At 55.6% G+C, this 18,645-nt stretch carries 19 protein-coding genes and 1 tRNA gene; 8 read left to right on the top strand and 12 right to left on the bottom strand.

Translation table 11 applies throughout. The annotated features are described in order from the left end of the window. Position 1: 1 nt before the first annotated feature. From F0M17_RS09470 to F0M17_RS09445, 6 genes are all read right to left on the bottom strand, one after another. Complete coding sequence (locus tag F0M17_RS09470) at positions 2–1,183, bottom strand: thiolase family protein (protein WP_121866936.1); 1,182 nt, start codon at positions 1,181–1,183, stop codon at positions 2–4. Next, entirely contained in the window at positions 1,180–2,622 is a 1,443-nt protein-coding gene (locus F0M17_RS09465; protein WP_149597012.1) for a class I adenylate-forming enzyme family protein, read from the bottom strand. Before F0M17_RS09465 ends, F0M17_RS09470 begins: the two co-directional genes overlap by 4 nt. A gap of 4 nt (positions 2,623–2,626) precedes the next feature. Beyond that, positions 2,627–3,208 carry a biotin transporter BioY gene (locus F0M17_RS09460; RefSeq protein ID WP_149597011.1) on the bottom strand — a complete coding sequence of 194 codons (582 nt, stop codon included), beginning with the start codon at positions 3,206–3,208 and terminating at the stop codon, positions 2,627–2,629. Positions 3,209–3,251: 43 nt separating this feature from the next. After that, a complete protein-coding gene (locus tag F0M17_RS09455) occupies positions 3,252–3,857 on the bottom strand; it encodes an energy-coupling factor transporter transmembrane protein EcfT (protein WP_168201993.1) in 606 nt (201 codons plus the stop codon). Next, positions 3,854–4,543 carry an energy-coupling factor ABC transporter ATP-binding protein gene (locus F0M17_RS09450; RefSeq protein WP_149597009.1) on the bottom strand — a complete coding sequence of 230 codons (690 nt, stop codon included), beginning with the start codon at positions 4,541–4,543 and terminating at the stop codon, positions 3,854–3,856. Before F0M17_RS09450 ends, F0M17_RS09455 begins: the two co-directional genes overlap by 4 nt. Positions 4,544–4,692: 149 nt before the next feature. After that, positions 4,693–5,409: a LysE family translocator gene (locus F0M17_RS09445; protein WP_149597008.1), complete on the bottom strand. Its 717-nt coding sequence runs from the start codon at positions 5,407–5,409 to the stop codon at positions 4,693–4,695. A gap of 156 nt (positions 5,410–5,565) precedes the next feature. On the opposite strand from F0M17_RS09445, the gene F0M17_RS09440 reads away from it, so the two are divergent. Further along, positions 5,566–6,012: an Lrp/AsnC family transcriptional regulator gene (locus F0M17_RS09440; RefSeq protein ID WP_149597007.1), complete on the top strand. Its 447-nt coding sequence runs from the start codon at positions 5,566–5,568 to the stop codon at positions 6,010–6,012. Here the strand turns inward: F0M17_RS09440 and F0M17_RS09435 are convergent. Beyond that, positions 6,009–7,226, bottom strand: coding sequence for an MFS transporter (locus tag F0M17_RS09435; protein ID WP_149597006.1), 1,218 nt, complete (start codon positions 7,224–7,226; stop codon positions 6,009–6,011). The two genes, F0M17_RS09440 and F0M17_RS09435, sit on opposite strands and share 4 nt — an antisense overlap. A 292-nt stretch (positions 7,227–7,518) precedes the next feature. Here F0M17_RS09435 and F0M17_RS09430 point away from each other — a divergent pair, with 292 nt between their 5' ends. Further along, a complete protein-coding gene (locus F0M17_RS09430) occupies positions 7,519–9,201 on the top strand; it encodes an FAD-binding dehydrogenase (RefSeq protein ID WP_149597005.1) in 1,683 nt (560 codons plus the stop codon). Positions 9,202–9,306: 105 nt separating this feature from the next. On the opposite strand, the gene F0M17_RS09425 is transcribed toward F0M17_RS09430, so the two are convergent. Then, a tRNA-Arg gene (locus F0M17_RS09425) sits at positions 9,307–9,380 on the bottom strand. A gap of 159 nt (positions 9,381–9,539) precedes the next feature. Between F0M17_RS09425 and F0M17_RS09420 the strand changes: the two genes are divergently transcribed. The 3 genes from F0M17_RS09420 to ettA all read left to right on the top strand — a co-directional run bounded on the left by F0M17_RS09420 (position 9,540) and on the right by ettA (position 12,718). Beyond that, positions 9,540–10,382, top strand: coding sequence for a CPBP family intramembrane glutamic endopeptidase (locus F0M17_RS09420; RefSeq protein WP_083586598.1), 843 nt, complete (start codon positions 9,540–9,542; stop codon positions 10,380–10,382). 90 nt (positions 10,383–10,472) lie between these two features. Continuing rightward, on the top strand, positions 10,473–10,922 hold the full coding sequence (locus tag F0M17_RS09415) for a single-stranded DNA-binding protein (RefSeq protein ID WP_066138692.1): 450 nt from the start codon (positions 10,473–10,475) through the stop codon (positions 10,920–10,922). Positions 10,923–11,035: 113 nt separating this feature from the next. After that, positions 11,036–12,718 (top strand): energy-dependent translational throttle protein EttA, encoded by a 1,683-nt coding sequence (gene ettA, locus F0M17_RS09410; RefSeq protein ID WP_038990800.1) that lies wholly within the window; start codon positions 11,036–11,038, stop codon positions 12,716–12,718. 68 nt (positions 12,719–12,786) lie between these two features. On the opposite strand, the gene F0M17_RS09405 is transcribed toward ettA, so the two are convergent. Further along, the gene (locus F0M17_RS09405; RefSeq protein WP_073706114.1) at positions 12,787–13,293 is read right to left on the bottom strand and encodes a flavin reductase family protein; all 507 of its coding nucleotides are present in this window, start codon (positions 13,291–13,293) and stop codon (positions 12,787–12,789) included. 133 nt (positions 13,294–13,426) lie between these two features. Between F0M17_RS09405 and soxR the strand changes: the two genes are divergently transcribed. Together soxR and F0M17_RS09395 are read left to right on the top strand one after the other, a co-directional pair. Continuing rightward, positions 13,427–13,933, top strand: coding sequence for a redox-sensitive transcriptional activator SoxR (gene soxR / locus F0M17_RS09400; protein WP_121866922.1), 507 nt, complete (start codon positions 13,427–13,429; stop codon positions 13,931–13,933). A 111-nt stretch (positions 13,934–14,044) separates the two neighbouring features. After that, positions 14,045–15,781, top strand: a complete 1,737-nt coding sequence (locus F0M17_RS09395; RefSeq protein ID WP_149597003.1) for an MOSC domain-containing protein — start codon at positions 14,045–14,047, stop codon at positions 15,779–15,781. Between the two features lie 31 nt (positions 15,782–15,812). Here the strand turns inward: F0M17_RS09395 and F0M17_RS09390 are convergent, their stop codons facing one another. After that, on the bottom strand, positions 15,813–16,706 hold the full coding sequence (locus tag F0M17_RS09390) for an acyl-CoA thioesterase II (protein WP_038990804.1): 894 nt from the start codon (positions 16,704–16,706) through the stop codon (positions 15,813–15,815). Positions 16,707–16,895: 189 nt separating this feature from the next. Here F0M17_RS09390 and F0M17_RS09385 point away from each other — a divergent pair, with 189 nt between their 5' ends. Then, complete coding sequence (locus F0M17_RS09385; RefSeq protein WP_038990861.1) at positions 16,896–17,540, top strand: hypothetical protein; 645 nt, start codon at positions 16,896–16,898, stop codon at positions 17,538–17,540. A 56-nt stretch (positions 17,541–17,596) separates the two neighbouring features. On the opposite strand, the gene F0M17_RS09380 is transcribed toward F0M17_RS09385, so the two are convergent. Together F0M17_RS09380 and F0M17_RS09375 are read right to left on the bottom strand one after the other, a co-directional pair. After that, the gene (locus tag F0M17_RS09380; RefSeq protein ID WP_052253678.1) at positions 17,597–18,115 is read right to left on the bottom strand and encodes a globin; all 519 of its coding nucleotides are present in this window, start codon (positions 18,113–18,115) and stop codon (positions 17,597–17,599) included. 12 nt (positions 18,116–18,127) lie between these two features. Beyond that, complete coding sequence (locus F0M17_RS09375) at positions 18,128–18,604, bottom strand: OsmC family protein (RefSeq protein WP_038990805.1); 477 nt, start codon at positions 18,602–18,604, stop codon at positions 18,128–18,130. Positions 18,605–18,645 lie beyond the last annotated feature (41 nt).

Below are 18,645 nucleotides of genomic sequence, written 5' to 3'. Positions count from 1 at the left end.
CTTAACAGTCATTCAAATCCAGATGAAGGGTTGACTCGAATGCAAGGGCGCTTCCGGTACCACCGGCAGCAGCCATGAGGGCTATGGCTTGCTGGCCATCCACTTGGGCCTGCTGCGACTGCCAAAACAAGCGTGTAGTCAGAATTGCACCGCTGGCACCGTATGGATGGCCCAATGCCAAGGCCCCGCCATTGAGATTCACGTTTTGCTCTGGAATTCCCAATTCATCGAGGCATGCGAGCGCCTGAACGGCAAAGGCTTCATTGAATTCAATGAGGGGAGTGCCGGATGCGGTGGCAGACGGCAAGAGGCTGATCAGCTTTCGGTAAGCCGGCACTGCCGCCATTCCGAGAACCTGGGGATCGCAAGCACCGTGCGCTGAGGCCAGATATCGCAGTGCAAAGTTCGCGTTCAGTGCCCGGCGCATTTGTCCGCTGACCAAGATCACCGCGGCCGCCCCGTCATTGATCGGGCAGGAGTTTCCCGCCGTGACCGTGCCACCGGGTACGAAGGCGGGCTTGAGTGCTGCGAGCTTTCGGAGTGTCAGCCCGGACCTGGGGCAGGTGTCAGACGCGATTCGTCCGCTACTCGTGCCGACGGAAACGAGCTCATCCGCGAAGAGTCCGGCAGATTGAGCGCGCAGGGCACGTCGATGGCTGCGCAAAGCGAACTCGTCTTGACGTTCCTGGGTAATCGCCTTGGACTGGGCGATGGCTTCCGCGGCAACGCCCATGTCGGGATCTGGATCGGAAGCCGGGGTGAATCGCGCACGCGAGTATAGCCTTGGCGGATCGACAACGGATGATTGCTTTTCGACGCGCCACGGAGCCGTACTCACGGACTCCACTCCGCCTGCCACAACAACATGGGCTTCACCGCAGCGGATCATTCGGGCACCGGCTGCAATGGCGTCCAATCCACTAGCGCATTGGGCATCAATGCTCGTCGCGCCGACAGTGTTCGGCAGTACCGATGCCAACGCAGACACGCGGGCAATATTTCCTCCCGGACCAGCCGCGTTTCCGGCAAACACATGGTCGACTTGAGCAGGAGAAATTCCGGTTCGTTCCAATAGCGTATTGATCACCTGCGCAAGCAGATGATCAGCACCAACCCGGGAGAATTCTTTGCCTGCCCTGACGATCGGAGTACGTGCCGCGTCAATGATGTATGCCTTGTTCATCTGAGCCAGTCGCTCCGTTCGATGTCTAAGTCCTGGTCATTCAACGCCGCGGTATTCAATTTGCCGCTGAAGGTTTCCGGCCACGATCTCAGGTACGTAATCCGGTGAGGGATCTTGTATCGCGACAAATGTTGCCCGAGGCTGGAGAGAAGCGTGGACCGACTGCGTGGTGGCGAAACGGTGTACGCCACCATTTGGGGTTCAGGACCCGATTCATCTAGTCGTACGATGGCGTTGGGCAGTCCGACGGATTCCAGTGCTGTGCTGACTTCACCGGGGTGGATATTGTTGCCGTTGAGATTCATCATCTCGTCGTTGCGGCGAGCGAGCACGACGCGGGCTGAACCCGACGCCAGCATCGCACGATCTCCGATGCCGATCGACTTGCCGCATCGGGAAACGGACGCTTCCGAGCTGGCATCGTAGCCTTTGGCATTGAAAGGGCTATCGATATAGAGCAGGCCGAAACCGGTAGCAGAATCTTTGCCATGGATGTGTGCCCGTACTCCTGGAAACAACTGGCCTTCGAAATATGGTGATGCGGGCTGGTCGGGTTTGCGTTCGCGATAGGCGATGAGGCTGTGTTCGCTGCTTCCGAAGTATTCAACGCAACGTGCCATAGGGGCGATCTCATGAAGCAATTGCACTGTTTCCTGGTGCAGCGCCTCGCCGCCACTGACAACTACTAGCAGGTTGGACAGAAAAGTCGGCTCGGCCAGCTCAAGCACCCTCCTGAGAATTGTCGGGACACTGACGATGCGGGTGCAACTGGACTGAGAGAGCAACGACCTCACGCCGTTCAGATCCCATTTTCCGGTAGCCAAGAATGTGCCGCCAGAATGAACGGATTCGACCATCGCGTACAGTCCCAGGCCATGGGATATTGGACTCGGGCAGAGCGTGGCCTGATCGAGCGAAGCGCCCAGGATTCGGGAACCTGCACTCAAGGATTCTTCCCAGGAGCCAACCGTCCGGACTACCGGTTTGGGCCGCGATGAGCTTCCCGAAGTGCATATGACTAGCAAGTCGCGGGAACCGGATAAGTTTGCCGCGGACGCGACGTAGTCGTCGTCCGCCGGCGATTCTGGAAATGCCATGAGCCTTGATACCCCGGGCAATGTCGTCAAATTGGGAGATTCAATCATGTACTTGCAGTGAAGGCTCGCTGCCATCGTGCTTGCCAAATTCTCGGGCCAAGCGGGGTCAATGACAACCAACGTTTTGCCACTGGCCGCAATGGCGTAGAAGGCGATGGCCATTTCTATTGGGTCGCTGGTACGCGCACCAATGCGAGTGCTCTGCAATGAATCCAGCTGCCGGGCGATAGCGCTGCTTCTCCTCTTTAGCTGCCCGTAGGTCAGCTGTCTTCCAGGAGTCAGCACGGCAAGGCGATCCGGTTGTTGGTCGGCCCACCTCGCCAGCGACTGCCACAGTTCCACGGAACTAGCCCATCAACCCGCGGTAGCTGCGATGCACGGTCAATGCCACCAATGTCGTCACGACAGCCTTGAAGACGTCCCCTGGCAGGAAGCCGAGCGAGCCCAGCAGCGAAGTTCCCAGACCAAGCCCGGTAGTAGCCGCGGTCCACGGAACTCCGAACAAGTAGATGACAACGACGCCCCCGAGGAGCACCGAGATCAGTCCGGACACGAATCGGACACCCTTATTTTCATTGCGCAGGACCCAGAATTTGAAGAGTGCTCCGATAACGAGGGAGCCGAAAATCCAGCCAACGAGGTAACCTCCGGTCGGCCCGAAGAGGACGCCAAGCCCTCCGCGTCCACCAGATAACAGGGGCAATCCTGCCAATGACAGGACAACCACCACAAGTGAGGCCAATGCTCCGCGCCACGGCCCAAGCAACGCACCGGCCAGCATGACACCGAGAGTTTGCAGGGTAATCGGCACAGGGATGATTCCCAGCGTTATGGGCGGGAGGAGCCCCATAGCGGCGATCATTGCGGCAAAGACCGCTACATAGACAGTGTTGCGCGTCTGCGATGTTGAGTCGGTTTTCGTTGGCATAAGAATTCCTTGTCAGTGCGAGTGAGGTTGAAGGACAAATGGACTAGCGTCGGTATGGAGCTGAATCGTAGCCGCGGGCGTCGAGCGCCTCAGCTGTTTCGTCTGCGATTTTTAGTGACCTGATCACTAGCGGAACGCTCACGGCCAACGGGTTGTTGCCCAGGCCACGAGCATGCTGTGCCTCGCGAACTTCCAGATATACCTTTTTCAATTCCGGAATGAAGCGAATAGTCATGGATAAACCCAAGGCGATTTGCGCAGGATTCGCCCCGATGAAACGTAGGGGAGATGCAACCTGCTGGAACAGTTCCAGCATGGCGTCGAAGCTTGTGGTCAGGCTGACAGAATACGCAAACAAGCACATGGTCAGGAGCCGCAGAACCGAAACTACGGCATTGCCCCAATCTGTTTGCAATCCCAGGAGAACAAACACCACGCTGAGGATCATGGCCAACGACATCAATGGCATGCGCAGTTGCTTGAACCCAACCTTGGCCGACAACAGCAGGACAATGTTCAGTATGAATGACAGCAACAAGAGTTGCCACGAGTCAATCAAATAAAGGCTGATGCTCAGTACCAATAGGGCTCCGAATTTCCATCCGGGTTTTATGCGAGCTAGGTACGAAGAATTTTTGGAAGCGATCATGCGTGGCTCCATTGGCGGTAATTCGCGATCGCTTCATCAGGTCGACCATCGAATGCGATTCGGCCATCGGTGACAACGAGGACTCTGTCGAAATCCTCGAGGATTTCCAAATCGTGCGTCACCACTATCGCGCGTTGCTCCAATTTCGCGATCTCACGTTGGAAGGCAAGGCGGTTGCGCAGATCCAGCATCGTGGTGGGTTCATCGAACACAATGGTTCGAGGCTGCATGGCCAAGACGGAAGCGAGCGCAACCATTTGCTGCTCACCGCCCGAAAGCGTGTGGCTTTCACGGTCCGCAAGATGATCGATGTTCAGCTCTGCCAGAGTCTCGTGTACACGCTTCTGCCTTTCGGCTTTTGGAAGCTGCAGATTCTTCAGGCCGAATGCGATGTCCTCTGAAACCAGAGGCATGATGATTTGATTTGCCGGATTCTGAAAGACGAAACCCACATCGCGACGTATTTGCTTTGCATGCTTTTGCGTATCCCGGTCGCCAACATACACGGCTCCTTGCGTGGGCAGTACAAGTCCATTGATGAGCCGCGACAGCGTACTCTTTCCAGCGCCGTTTGCCCCGATAATTCCGATGCGTTGCTCGTTGAGCGTAAGGCTGACATCTTTGAGCACGTCGCGCTCTTCAAAGCTGACCGTGACGTTTTCGAATCGTATTGGCGGTAGTTCCACGAATGCTCCAGCGCGAGGATCATAGCTTGAACATCTGATTCGTTGAATGGGCAGTAGTTCATGCTTGCGTTATCGATGACCGGAGTGCCATCGATAACGAGCATACTTGATCACCGTTCAATTGTCTTGATCAGTGTTCAATATATTTCCTATGCGACGAAGAATTGCTCGTAGATCAGGCCTGCGGAAAGGAGGATCATGATGATTCCGGAACACAGTGTTACCACGCGGGCCGCCATCGGCCGTGAGTGGAGCAGTGCGCTCGCGGCCAATGCGACGAGGAAGTAGACGGGGATTGAAACCGAGAAATGCGTCAGTCCAAGCAGGCCTGTTTGCAAGGACAGCGGAAGCGGCTGGGACGAATCCAAGTACTGGGGTATGAGGGCCACATACAGCAATAGGGCCTTGGGATTGGTGCCACTGGTGAGCAGGCCTTTAATGAATTGGCTGCGAGGTGACCGTTGTTCAACTTTATCGAGCAGGGCCACAGACCCCTTGGACGGTTGAGGCAAGGATTGAGAAGAATTTCCGGTCAGCGCTTCAGGTTCTGGGAGTGAAGCCGCATCAGGATTAAAGAATCTCGCGGTCTTGCAGGAACGCAGCGTCGCGACTCCCAGCCACAGCAAATAGAGCGATCCGGCCGCGGTCAGCCACAAGAGAATGGATGGGGAACTCGCTACCAAGGCAGCAATTCCACACACCAAGAGGGCTGTATGAACCAAGTAACCTGCGAGTAATCCCCATACGGCTGGGCGAAAGCCCGCTTTACCAAGTGCCGAGGAAATGATGTATGCCCAGTCTGCGCCGGGCGTGCAGGCCAAGGTAACTGATACCAGGAGGAATCCGGCGAACTGTGCGAGGTCCAATGCTTCTCCAAAAATCCATACTTCAGTGATGTGGCAACCTTAGGCAAAAATTTGTGAAATGTGCTTGCTGAATTTCTGGGGATATCCGTCCGGAAAGCAAGAAAAATAGTACCTGAATGAGTTCTGCGCAAATTATTTGTGCAGTAATCTGAATTCATGGATGATTTAGATCGAGCGATTTTGGCCGAACTGCAGAACGACGGGCGCATGAGCGCGACTGCCGTAGCGGCGAAAGTCGGACTATCTGTGGCTCCCTGCCATCGACGGATCAGAGAACTTGAACGCAACGGGGTGATCAGCGGATACCAGGCGGTAATTGACCCCGAGCTCATAGGTCTGGGGTTCGAAGCTCTGGTTTTCGTCACCTTGAAGGACCGAGCGCAGCTGAAGCACTTTGAATCAGCCGTAGAGCGTGAGGAGCTAATAGTTGATGCTCAACGCCTTTTCGGCGAACCAGATTTCTTGCTACGTGTCTTCGCCACTGACCTGCCGCATTACCAGCGGGTATACGACGAGGTGCTTGTGGAGTTGCCTGGAGTGGAAAAGCTGACAAGCACCATCGTCATGCGGAATATCAAGGAGCGAGCCATGCTGCCGGTTTAGGAGTTCTTGTCCGCCGGCTTGCCAATGCGAGTTACCGCAGGCGTCAACAGCAGAGAAGTAATGAGCACAATCGCGCAGATCCATAGTGCCTGAGGCAGCTTCAGCGTATCGACGACGAAGCCGATAAAAGGCGGCCCACCTAGCATCGCGCCATAGCCAAAGGCGCTCACGATGCTCACAGCCTTGGGTCCAAGCCGTTCACCGCGGGAAGCGGCAATGCTCATTCCAAGGGGGAATCCCAGTGAACTGCCCAAGCCCCACATCATTGAGCCGAGGCCCACGAGGTACGGGTTTGTTCCGGTGATGAACAGGGCAACACCGAGCAGGCCGATAAGTCCCATGATCAGGAGAGTGTTCTTCGTACCGAGCCGGTCCACTAGTCGACCACCGACAAAGCGTCCCAGCGTCATTGCGGCGACGAATAGGGTGAACATGAGCGCACCGATTCCATGTTCGAAGCCGTGTCCGTCAACTGAAGTTACGGCGATCCAATCATTGGCCGCACCTTCTGTGAAGCTCAGTCCGGCAACCATTACACCCAGTAATAGCAATAGCCAGTTCTTCCTGGTGGCCTGCGCCGGACCTTGGCGGGCATCTTGGTTGCTAGGAACGAAGTTCTCGTTTTCCCAGCAGGTGACGCCCCTATGGGCAATGTAGGCGAGAATGGCAATGAGTACTGAAACTAGGGAAAAGTGCCAGACGCTAGGAATGTGCATCGAGATGGTTGCAGTTGCCAGACCGGCACCTAGTAGTGTTCCCAAGCTGAAGAAGCCGTGAAGGGAAGGCATGATGCTACGCCCCACTCGTCGCTCTACCTGCGCTCCGCTGACATTCATCATGATGTCCAGGCAGCCAAAGGTGATCCCGTATAAGAAGAGTGCAATGTAGGCAAGCGCGGCATTCGCCGTTATGGAGATAGCTATGCCGAGCATGACTAGGCATGCTGCGAGTCCAATGGGTAGGCAGCACAATAATCGTCGCGTCGGTACAAATTTGCTGATAGTTGGAATGAGAGAGATGCCGAGCAGCGTGCCGACGGTGCTGCAGATCAAGAACGCCCCAAGGCTTAGGCCAGAGAAGTCGAAAACGGTATCGATGATCGATAGGCGGCCCGCCCAAGTCGCAAAAGATAATCCTGCCAGAAGGAATATTAGGTTGATGCTGGTACGTTCCGTGATTCGCTGTCGCGCGAGGTGGGCGACCAGTTGGACCATCAGAGACTATCCCTTTCGATTTCTACAATTCCTAGAGTTTATCTCAAAATAGCGGGATAAGTTACTGTTCAGTCCGGATTCCGTTTGATTATGCGCCGTTGCACCGCTGGTGGTCATGAGATTCACAGAATCGAGGGCCAGCACAAGGCAAAGGAATTGGTTCTCGGGAAGCAATCTGCGCCAGTCAGGTGCATGGGGACGGAGCGTATAGCCATGGTGACTTTGCTCACCAGCAAGTAGGCTCTAGGTAAATAATCGTTCACTACATACCATCCGAGGTGGCAATAATCCGATGGGGTCAGAATTTGGCAGTGTACTGATAATCGGTGCGGGGCTGGCTGGATTGGTGGTTGCAGCCGAAGCACTTGATGCCGGTCTAAAAGTCCGGATCCTAGATCAGGAAAACTCGGCGAATCTTGGCGGCCAGGCCTACTGGTCTTTCGGTGGATTGTTTTTGGTTGACACCCCGGAACAACGTCGTTTAGGTGTCCGCGATTCATTTGATCTTGCGTGGTCGGATTGGCAACATAGCGCTCAATTCGACCGCCTGGGAAATGAGGATGTGTGGGCGCATCGGTGGGCGAAAGCTTATGTCGAGTTCGCGGCCACTGAAAAGCGATCTTGGATCAAGCGAAAAGGTATTGATCTGACACCAGTAGTGGGCTGGGCTGAGCGCGGCGACGGTCGTGCCGAGGGCCATGGGAATTCGGTACCGCGATTTCACATCGCGTGGGGAACCGGGACTGGCGTATCAGAACCATTCGCCGACAGGATCCGCGAAGGACTGCGCATGGGGCAAGTTCAATTGCTCAATCGCCATCGAGTCACCGAGCTGGTGACTACTGGCCGCTCGGTCACCGGTGTTCGTGGCGAGGTCCTGTCGCCAGATGACGCTCCGCGGGGACAGGGTTCCACCAGAACCGTCCTGGGCCAATTCGAATTTTCGGCTGAGGCAGTGGTCGTTGCGACTGGTGGAATTGGTGGGAACCACGACCTGGTGCGAAAATTCTGGCCGTCTAGGCTTGGCGATGCACCAGAACACATGATCACCGGGGTTCCGGAATACGTTGATGGAAGCGGTATCGAGCTAGCGCAGGCATCTGGTGCACGTTGGGCCAATCAGGATCGAATGTGGCATTACACCGAGGGAATTCAGAATTGGAACTCGATTTGGCCGTCACACGGAATACGAATCCTGCCTGGTCCCAGTTCCATGTGGTTCGACGCAGAGGGAAACCGGCTCAAAGCGCCATGTCTTCCGGGGCATGACACCCTGGGCACGCTGAAGTATCTTCGAACGGATCCAATTGCGCGAAAGTACGACTACTCATGGTTCGTGCTGAACCAGCGAATAGTTGAGAAAGAATTCGCTCTGTCCGGCTCGGAACAGAATCCGGACCTGACTAATCGGGACAAGGCCGGGGTTGTGAAAGACCGGATCTTCGGCAAAGGGGCGCCGGCGCCGGTTCGAGACTTCTTGGACAAAGGCGCTGACTTCGTTTCGGCTACTACCGTGGAAGAACTTGCTACGAAGATGAATTCCATAGCGCCAGAAGCATTTGTTGAGCCGGAGCGTCTCCGCCAGCATTTGCTTGTTCGGGATTCACAAATTGAGAACCCATTCAGCAAGGATCAGCAAATTCAGTCGATCCGCAATGCGCGCAAGTACATTGGCGACCGTCTCACCCGGGCGGTAGCTCCTCACAGGATTCTTGATCCTACTGCCGGGCCGTTAATTGCAGTGAAGTTGCATATTCTGACGCGAAAATCCCTAGGGGGATTGCAGACGGACCTTTCCGGAAGGGTTCTCAAGGAAGATGGAAGCATTTTTGACGGACTCTATGCAGCCGGTGAAGCCTCTGGGTTCGGTGGGGGTGGGATGCATGGATATAACGCGCTCGAGGGCACTTTTTTGGGAGGGTGTTTGTTCAGTGGACGTCAAGTAGGTCGAGCCCTGGTAGGAGCGCTGCAATAAGGAATGGAAACTGTGGTCAAACTATGGTCAAAAACCTGTTTCCGAGTAAACAAAAAGAAACCGCAGTTCACTTGTTTGACCAAGTGAACGGCGGTTTCTTGTCCGTGCCCCCGGCGCGACTCGAACGCGCGACCTAGAGATTAGAAGGCTCTTGCTCTATCCAGCTGAGCTACGGAGGCATAACCGAAAATAGTTTAGCTCATTGTTCCCCAAAAATACGACTTGAGGCCGTTAGGCTGGTGAGATGTACGCGCATCATCATCTGATCTGGGGTAGTTAAGTTGCCGAAATTGAGAATCGGTGGCATTTTGAGCATAGTTTGCTTCTGTGTACTCAGCATGGCGCTGGCCTGGGCGGTTGCACTTCCACTTTGGCGAGGAGATGGCATTAACGATGCCAGGTTGCCGGGCATCGCCACGGCCATGATGTTTACCCCGACAGTAGCTGCTCTAATGATCGCAATTGCAGAGCGACGGGTGAAGAGCTTCCCCGCGGATGTCGGGCTGTGGCCTATCAAGCGACCTGGAAAGTTCCTAATTGCTCTGGTGCTGTCTTACATGATTCCGCTAGCTCTCATTCTCCAGGCGCCGCTCGTCGGAACGTGGCTCGGCGTATTCCCCGGGGATCTGGAGAGCTTTACAGTTCTGCACTTCGTTTCCGGCGAGGCCGGACCAGCCAAGTACCTCCTAGGGCAAGCCGGGGTGATAGTTATCGCCAGTCTCTTCAACACGCTGTTCGCCTTAGGCGAGGAGGTCGGGTGGCGTGGTTGGCTTTGGGTTCGGTTGCAATCGTACGGACAGCTCCCTGCCATCTTGATATCCGGCGCTATCTGGGGCGCTTGGCATGCGCCGCTGGTTCTGTTGGGGTACAACTATCCGATGGCGAAGGGGCCATGGGGTGTCCTGGCCATGTGCGGCATGTGCATCGTATTTGGTGCGTTCCTTGGTTGGTTGCGAACTTACAGCGATTCCGTGTGGCCAACGGCCTTAGCACACGGCGCATTCAATGCGAGCGCCGGACTCGTCTCGCTATTCATGGTGCTGGGAGTACCACTGGATGCAACAAAGGGATCTATTTTAGGGTGGTCCGGCTGGATACTCCCAGGTCTGGTCATAGCAGTAATGATTTCGTTCGGGGCTTTCAAGCAGCAAAGAACAAAGAACTTATCCCCACTCCGCTGATTCCAATACCATCGTCACTTTTAGTGGGCCACCATCAGATTCAATGGCAGAAAAAGTTTCTGGCATTCGGGTCAAGAAGGAGACAGGTTCATGAGTGACCTTGTGACAATCCGAGGCATTGTTGGAACGGAGCCTCAACTCAGCATTACGCCGAAGGGCGTTTCAATCCTGAAATTCCGCGTAGCTACACATGAGCGTAAACGCGACCTTGAAACCGGGCAGTGGGCTGATGGGCCGACCAATTGGTATGCCGTCTCGGCCTTCCGCACGCTGGGGGAGAACTCCATGGAATCGTTGGCGCAAGGCGACCACGTTATGATTTTTGGAAAACTGCAGATCCGGGACTTTGAACGCGCCGATGGAACTCGCGGAATCAGCGCAGACATCGAAGCGTATTCAATTGGTCACGATCTTCGTTTCGGGACCAGTTCATTCAGCCGAGTGCGGGCAGACACTGGCGAAATCGATCGAGTTCAGCATCCATCACGCTCGGCGGACACCGAAGGAAGCTGGCAAAACGATGATGGGGAAGCGGCCTAAACAAGCACGCTTTGGTGGTGTTCGATGGTTTCGTGTGAATCCGGGCACCACCAACTCAAAATAGTGGTGTGTGGATTCGGAAATGACCACGGTAACCGACTAGCCTTAAAGGTATGGCGGAATTCATTTACACGATGACCAAGGCCCGCAAGGCCGTTGGTGACAAAGTCATCCTTGACAATGTCAGCATGTCGTTCTTCCCCGGTGCCAAAATTGGTGTCGTGGGCCCAAACGGCGCTGGTAAGTCAACGATCCTGAAGATCATGGCGGGACTCGATACCCCGTCGAACGGTGAAGCACGTCTTTCACCCGGCTACTCGGTAGGCATCCTCCTGCAGGAACCACCACTAAATGAAGAAAAGACCGTTCTGGGCAACGTCCAGGAAGGCGTCGGAGAAATCTACGAAAAGATCACCCGATTCAACGAGATCTCTGAAGAGATGGCTCAGGAAGGCGCCGATTTCGACGCGCTGCTGGAAGAGATGGGGAAGCTGCAGGAAGCGATCGACGCAGCCGACGCATGGGACATCGACAACCAGCTAGAGCAGGCAATGGACGCCCTGCGCTGCCCACCGGGCGACGAGAAAGTCACCCATCTCTCCGGTGGTGAACGTCGACGCGTAGCATTGTGCAAGCTTCTGCTGCAGAAGCCGGATCTGCTGCTGCTCGATGAGCCCACTAACCACTTGGATGCCGAGTCCGTCCTGTGGCTGGAACAGCACCTGGCATCGTACCCAGGTGCCGTATTGGCCGTAACCCACGACCGCTACTTCCTGGACCATGTCGCCGAATGGATCTGTGAAGTTGATCGTGGTCGCCTGCACCCATACGAGGGCAACTACTCCACTTACCTGGAGAAGAAGCGCGAACGCATGGAAGTACAGGGCAAGAAGGACCAGAAGCTTGCTAAGCGCCTGGCAGAAGAGCTTGAATGGGTTCGTTCGAATGCCAAGGGCCGTCAGACCAAGTCCAAGGCCCGTTTGGCACGATACGAAGAAATGGCAGCGGAGGCCGAGCGCACCCGCAAGCTGGACTTCGAGGAAATTCAGATCCCACCAGGCCCGCGTCTTGGCCAGGTAGTCATCGAGGCCGAGAACTTGAAGAAGGGCTTCGGCGATCGTGTGCTGATCGATGGCCTGTCGTTCTCTCTTCCTCGTAACGGCATCGTTGGTGTCATCGGTCCTAACGGTGTTGGCAAGTCGACTCTCTTCAAGACCATTGTTGGACTTGAAGAGCTTGACGGCGGAACGCTCAAGATCGGCGACACCGTCAAGATCTCCTACGTCGACCAGAACCGCGAGAATATTGACCCTGAGAAGTCGTTGTGGGAAGTAGTCTCGGATGGTCTTGACTACATCAACGTCGGACAGGTTGAGATGCCGTCGCGTGCCTACGTTTCGGCCTTCGGCTTTAAGGGTCCAGACCAGCAGAAGAAGGCAGGTGTGCTCTCCGGCGGTGAGCGCAACCGACTCAACCTGGCCTTGACCCTTAAGCAGGGCGGCAATCTGTTGCTGCTCGATGAGCCTACTAACGACTTGGATGTCGAAACTCTTTCGTCGTTGGAAAACGCATTGCTCGAGTTCCCGGGCTGCGCTGTCGTGGTCTCGCACGATCGTTGGTTCCTGGACCGAGTCGCGACCCACATCCTGGCCTACGAGGGCACTGAGGAAGATCCGGCGAACTGGTACTGGTTCGAGGGCAACTTTGACTCCTACGAGAGCAACAAGGTTGAACGACTGGGCGCCGATGCGGCCAAGCCGCACCGCGTCACCCATCGCCGCCTGACCCGTGATTAATAGCAGGGCATAAAATTAGCCGCCACGAATGTGGCGGCTAATTTTATGCCCTGTGTGGCCCGCATCTGTTAATTCGATGCGGAAGCAGCACGCAATTCGGAGAGCTTCAGATACTCTCGATCCTGGTAGACCAAGTGTTGCTGCAGCCGTTGACCGTGGAGGACTTCGTGGACTTCAGCCGCGATCAGTCGGGAACCTCCAATGCTGATCGAAGAATGAATGCTGGCCCGAAAGGCAACCGGTGCTTCAATAAAGTGCGGTTCACCGGTCGGGAGGATCCGGAAGTTTTGATCACGCGTGAATCGCGGGGCACCGGGCTGGGCAAAGTTGCCAGCCAACTCTTGCTGGTCTTCTCCAAGTAAGTGGATGACGAAGCTTTGTGCAGCAAGTACGGCGCCGGCGGCTCCTGATTCTTTGGCCAGCGAAAACGAAACGGCAACTGGATCGATTGACAGCGACGCCAGAGAAGAGATCGTTAAGCCGTAATATGCCTGGTCGATGGTTGCTGTTATTAGTGCTACTCCAGCCGGGTGGTGACGGAAGGCTGTGCGGAAGTCACTTGATAATTCGCTCACTGAGTACCTCCTTTGCCTGAAGTTAGAGTGCCAACCCCAGTAACTGATGCAAAAGCCCGAGCCTTTGCCAACAACTTTGAATACCTCTACCCTAAGACCTCAAGTAAACTTGAGGTCAAGAAAGGGGCAGGTGATGCTTCACACAGCGGAACATGGCGATTGTGCAAATGAATATCCCGGGCAAGAGCTGCTCAGTATCGGTCAAGTCAGTGACCGCACTGGCGTGGCCAGGTCCGCTCTGCACTACTACGAAGAAATTGGCCTGATCGCGGCTACACGAACGGCTGGAAATCAGCGACGCTTTCCCCGCCACCTGTTGCGGCGGATCTCTTTGATCACTGTGGGCAGCAAATTAGGTATTCCACTCAGCGACATCAAACGTGCCTTGGCGCCAGTGCCTATGGGGAAAATCCCTACAGAAAACGATTGGTTGCGGGCAACTGAAGAGTGGAAGAAAGTTCTCGAAGCGCGGCGACGTGCTATTGAGGAACTAGAAGATCGGCTTATGGGGTGCATCGGATGCGGCTGCCTATCGATGCAGGCCTGCAGCCTGCTGAATCCGGAAGACCAATTAGCGCATGAGGGCGCGGGAGCGCGGCGATTGGAAACTCCTGGAGCTGTTGCCAACGAATCGGAATAGCAGCAGGCCAGGCCTTGAAGCTGGCTCGAAATTTCCATGAATGCGGGGTTGACTTCGATGCGACCCGTTCCGAATTCTCGCAATGAACCCAGATCTAGCTAGAATGCCACCATGAGGATTGCTCAAATATTCCGTTTCCCTATTAAGGGGTTGCCGGGCGAAAAAATTGACTCGGCGGCCGTGAGAAAAGGAAGCGGTCTGGAAGGCGACCGTCGTGTTGCCTTTGGCAATGGCACCATCATGCATCGCGAAGACCAGTGGGAGAGCTGCCTTAGCTTCACGATCCTAAAGAACAACAAGAGCTTGCAAAAGTGGCGGGTCCATTCTCGGCCTCCGCTGATCACCATGACAGCCCCTGCTTCGACCGGCGCGGCGCCTCTCAGCTTTGACGTGAATAACCAAGCTGACATGGATGCCGCTCGTGCGTACCTGTCGAAATACTTGCCACCGCAGGGACCTATTCCGCGGAAATTAGTGTCGGCCCCGCAAGGAATGTTCGATTCCCGTCTGTCTGGCATTTCGATCATTAACCCGAATACGGTTGCGGAACTATCGAGAGTATCAGGTGTGCACATGGATCCGCGCCGGTACCGGGGGAACCTGTTGATTGAGGGGGTGCCGGCCTATGCCGAGTACGGGCTAATTGGAAAAGTGCTGCGCATAGGTGATGTCCGTATTGCTATCACCAAGTCGCTCGCTCGTTGCTCAGCGACATCTGTAAATCCGGTGTCGACCGAAGTGGATACGAATGGACCACGTTTGCTGGCGACTTACTTTGGCCATATCCACTGTGGCATTTACGGAACTGTCTTGGAACCAGGCGTCTTGGAGACTGGCGCTGAGATTCAAATAGAAGACGATCCATCCGGAGCTGAAGAACTCGTGCCATCCAAGGTTTCGCCACGGTTCATGACCGTATTGCGGAATCAGGAGTTGGGTGCCGGAGTGGTCGAACTTCTGCTTGAGGATCCCTTCGGATGGATTGACGGGCACTATGAAGCCGGGATGCACTTGAGGGTTCACCTGCCGGACCCTCTGTGGAGAAATTACACCATTACATCCGTGGCTGGCTCGAGGATTGGTATCGATGTACGTGTCCAGGGCGAAGCCTCAAGCAAAATCGCACAATTGGATGAGGGCGAGCAAGTTCTTGTTTCGGGGCCCTACGGGGTCTTGACCTCGACCAAGGTCCTGGGAGCCTGCACCGCGATTGTCAGCGGAGGCATTGGCATTACCCCTGCCTTGGGGTTGCTCGGCGATGCGGCCGCGGCCAATGACAGCCGCAAGTTGCGGATCATTCATGTTGAACGTGGAAGAGCCAGCGCTCTGTACTCCCGTTTGGAGCAGATGGCTTCTGAACTGAAATCGTCAATCTGCCTGAACCGAATCGACACAACTGAGGGCAGGCCCGGGCCTGCTGTGATGGCGCAGTATCTACAGGGTTGTGACAGCGTAGTGGTGTGCGGACCGGAAAAATTCACCAGTATGGTTTTTGAGGCATGCGAACGAGCGGGAATTCCGGCTTCGCAGATTCACCGTGAAGTCTTCGCCTCGCCCACTACTGATCTGGACAGGTTATTCGAGGACTATCCATCCGCGGAGGTCACTTGTCGTGACAGCCGAAGGTCATTTACTTGGAGTGCCAAAGACGGCGTATTGCTCGAAGCACTCGAAGATCAAGGCGTTGAACCTGCAAGCCTTTGCCGTTCGGGTTCGTGCGGCGAGTGCGCTGTGAAGCTTCTGAGGGGCATAGTCTCGTACCCGTTAGAGCCAAGCGCCCGCGTGGAACAAGACCAGATCCTCACCTGCATGGCTGTGCCAGCGGGCGACATTGAATTAGGAGCATGAACTGCACGGGCGCTGCGCTTCAGATAAGTAACTAGTGTCCGTCCGAGAACTCGGGCAGGCGAATCATGCCTTCTTGGGCGACGGTAGCGACCAGCTCGCCGGCTTTGTTGTAGAACTTTCCAGTTCCAAGCCCACGGGCTGAAGACGCCGATGGAGAATGAAGTACGTAGAGCAGCCATTCATCAACACGGAAATCTCGATGCCACCACATCGCGTGGTCGAGGCTGGCGATGCTCAACCCGCGATGAACCCACGGCACACCATGGGCTCTCAGGGCGGGTTCAAGCAACATGTAGTCGCTGGCATACGCCAAAGCTGCGCGGTGAAGCGACAAGTCATCTGGCATTGCCGACGTAGTGCGGAGCCAGACCGCGCTATCGGCGATCTTGCTCGAATTGCCGGGTAGATAAATCGGTTCGGAAACATGACGTACGTCGAAGGGCCGTTCGAATGCCCATTCCTTGGCTACCGGGTGGTCAAAGTGGCCCACGAGATCCGCTGTCGTCGGAAGCGACTCCGGCTCTGGGACATCGATGGGCATCGGATCATGATGCTCCAAGCCGATGGCAGGCTCTTGGAACGAGGTGATCATCGACAAGATCGGTTCGCCGTTTTGGTAAGCGTGCACTCTGCGAGCGGAGAATGAGCGGCCATCGCGCAAGCGCTGTACGCCGAAGGTAATGGTCTGGTTCGGGTCTCCCGGGCGCAAGAAGTATCCGTGCAGGGAATGGATGGCACGGGTCGGCTCGATGGTGCGCGTGGCAGCGATTATGGACTGGGCTAGAACCTGTCCTCCGAAAACGCGGGGTCGATTCTGAGCAGGGGTATGACCGATGAAGATATCCTCATCTGTGCGCGCCTGGTCTTCTCCATCCAGGTTCAATAGATCCAGCAGGATCTGGGTGGTGCCTAAGTCTTCGGTCACTGTGCGGGCTCCTCGTCATGCGCTAATGGAACTGAACCAGGGTCAATGTTACTTGAAAGTAACAATTTCTCATGGAAATTCGGTCTCATAGGAAAACTATACGTATCCTCGGTCGATATCACGCCATGAGCAAACTCGCCGCACATCGCTGTGGCTACGTGAGATTATGAATGTATGGCGAGTGATGCAGTGAACTTCGACGACAGCAATTCAGTAAGCGACTTAGCGAACTTTATTAGCCGCGCGAAAACGATTGAGGATGGCGCGGCCCAATTCGTCGCCCGAAAGACGGCTTTAGCAGTCTATGTACCGATTCTTGTCCCTGCTGATCTAGGGCAGGGTGGTTACACCATTCTCGGGATGCGCGTGCATCGCCTGGCCCAGCCTGCGGAAGTCAATGCCAGTTACTCTCTGGCTTCCATTCAAGATCGCCTTGCCCGCATGGGGGAGACGTCCGTTGAATTCTCCCTCCCGCCGGTTGAAGAGAATCCAAAATGGGCCGGGATCTCAGTTCCCGTTTCCGGTTGGGAAGACGCTGGGGCCGTAGCGAACGACACATTGTCGTCCTCAGCTCAAAGCGGCATCGACGCCGTGGCCCAGGCGTTGCCCGAAAACCCTGGATTGCCGGTGCTAGTGCAGGTGCGCCAGCGAATCTGGTCGACACAGGTGCCAGACGTGGGAATGGAAATTCCGATGGGCGCTGCATTTGCCATGCATGCGCTGGGATTCTTGATTCCTGGCGGACAGTGCCGAGTACTTCGCAACGGCAGCTGGACTCGACTGAGCAACGAACGAGGGCACGTCCTGGTGCGCAAGGCTTCACTGCTCGTCTAAGCCGAATTAGAGAAATGGGCTAGAATTCGCCGTTTGGCGGTTCTAGTCCATATTTTCTAGAGCAGGCTCTGGTGTCCGTCCGGAGTGTTCAGCAGCGAGTGGGCTGCGCGCTCAAAATAATCGCGCAAAGTATCTGCTTGCAGCATCGGCAGCTCGAGTTGGTCGATAGCCTTATTCATGTGGCCCAGCCACACGTCACGATAGTGGCTGTTCACTGGGTAGTTGGCATGGCGCATGCGCAGTCGCGGGTGACCACGATGCTCGGAGAAAGTCGTTGGACCGCCCCAGTATTGTTCCAGGAACAGCTGGAGTCGAACCTGTGCAGCATGAAGTTCCTTTTCCGGATACATCCGCCGGAAGTCTGCATCTTCGGCAACTGAACTATAAAAATTCTTCGTTAACTGCGCGAATACCTCACGGCCGCCGACTTCTGCATAAAAGGTTCCCGGGAAGTCGGCAACATCAATCGGTGCCTCTGCGGCATCCAAGAACTCTTGGCTGGAGCGGCCTAGAACCAACGGATTGCTGAAGGGATCCTTCTTGCGGTCGGAGGCCGTGGGCTGGTTTTCAGTCATTCGTAAATTTCCTCAGGAGGCGCTAGGGGCAACCGGCTCGTGGAGAACCGGGAAGTTGACAGACCGGGCGATGAAGCAAACCTTGTTTGCTTGGGCGTGGAGCGAATCGGCAAGCTCGCGCTGGGATTCATCGGCAAGATGGACTGTGGGCCGCAGCATGACCTGGGTGAACTCACCGCTGTTATCTCGGTTAAGGCGCAAAGTTCCATAGGCATCATCCGTGTAAGCGGTCACATTCACGCCATGGGTGACTGCTACATGGAGGTACGAGAGCATGTGGCATTGGCTCAGGGCAGCTAGCAAAAGCTGTTCTGGATTCCAGCGATCGCGATCCCCGTGGAAGGTTGGATCCGCGGTGCCTGGCAATTCTGGCAACCCCGATGCACGCAATACATGGTCGCGACCGTAGCTTCGGTAGCTTTCGGTTCCGGTTCCACGATTGCCGGTCCATTCGAGGCCCACCCGGTATTCATGTTGCGAGAGGTCCATGAATCCATTCTCCCACTTTTAACCACAAGGTGGTGGCTACT

Source organism: Glutamicibacter sp. ZJUTW, from assembly GCF_008370855.1.
In the GTDB taxonomy this organism is placed as follows: domain Bacteria; phylum Actinomycetota; class Actinomycetes; order Actinomycetales; family Micrococcaceae; genus Glutamicibacter; species Glutamicibacter nicotianae.
Note: the sequence above shows the minus strand (reverse complement) of the source record. Positions and strands in the feature narration are given on the sequence as shown.

Excerpts from the sequence above, each read along its gene's own strand:
- ettA (WP_038990800.1), top strand. The coding sequence starts at position 11,036 with ATGGCGGAATTCATTTACACGATGACCAAGGCCCGCAAGGCCGTTGGT.
- F0M17_RS09380 (WP_052253678.1), bottom strand. The coding sequence starts at position 18,115 with ATGACTGAAAACCAGCCCACGGCCTCCGACCGCAAGAAGGATCCCTTC.
- soxR (WP_121866922.1), top strand. The coding sequence starts at position 13,427 with ATGCTTCACACAGCGGAACATGGCGATTGTGCAAATGAATATCCCGGG.
- F0M17_RS09420 (WP_083586598.1), top strand. The coding sequence starts at position 9,540 with ATGGCGCTGGCCTGGGCGGTTGCACTTCCACTTTGGCGAGGAGATGGC.
- F0M17_RS09430 (WP_149597005.1), top strand. The coding sequence starts at position 7,519 with ATGGGGTCAGAATTTGGCAGTGTACTGATAATCGGTGCGGGGCTGGCT.
- F0M17_RS09470 (WP_121866936.1), bottom strand. The coding sequence starts at position 1,183 with ATGAACAAGGCATACATCATTGACGCGGCACGTACTCCGATCGTCAGG.
- F0M17_RS09440 (WP_149597007.1), top strand. The coding sequence starts at position 5,566 with ATGGATGATTTAGATCGAGCGATTTTGGCCGAACTGCAGAACGACGGG.
- F0M17_RS09395 (WP_149597003.1), top strand. The coding sequence starts at position 14,045 with ATGAGGATTGCTCAAATATTCCGTTTCCCTATTAAGGGGTTGCCGGGC.
- F0M17_RS09415 (WP_066138692.1), top strand. The coding sequence starts at position 10,473 with ATGAGTGACCTTGTGACAATCCGAGGCATTGTTGGAACGGAGCCTCAA.
- F0M17_RS09455 (WP_168201993.1), bottom strand. The coding sequence starts at position 3,857 with ATGATCGCTTCCAAAAATTCTTCGTACCTAGCTCGCATAAAACCCGGA.
- F0M17_RS09460 (WP_149597011.1), bottom strand. The coding sequence starts at position 3,208 with ATGCCAACGAAAACCGACTCAACATCGCAGACGCGCAACACTGTCTAT.
- F0M17_RS09375 (WP_038990805.1), bottom strand. The coding sequence starts at position 18,604 with ATGGACCTCTCGCAACATGAATACCGGGTGGGCCTCGAATGGACCGGC.
- F0M17_RS09435 (WP_149597006.1), bottom strand. The coding sequence starts at position 7,226 with ATGGTCCAACTGGTCGCCCACCTCGCGCGACAGCGAATCACGGAACGT.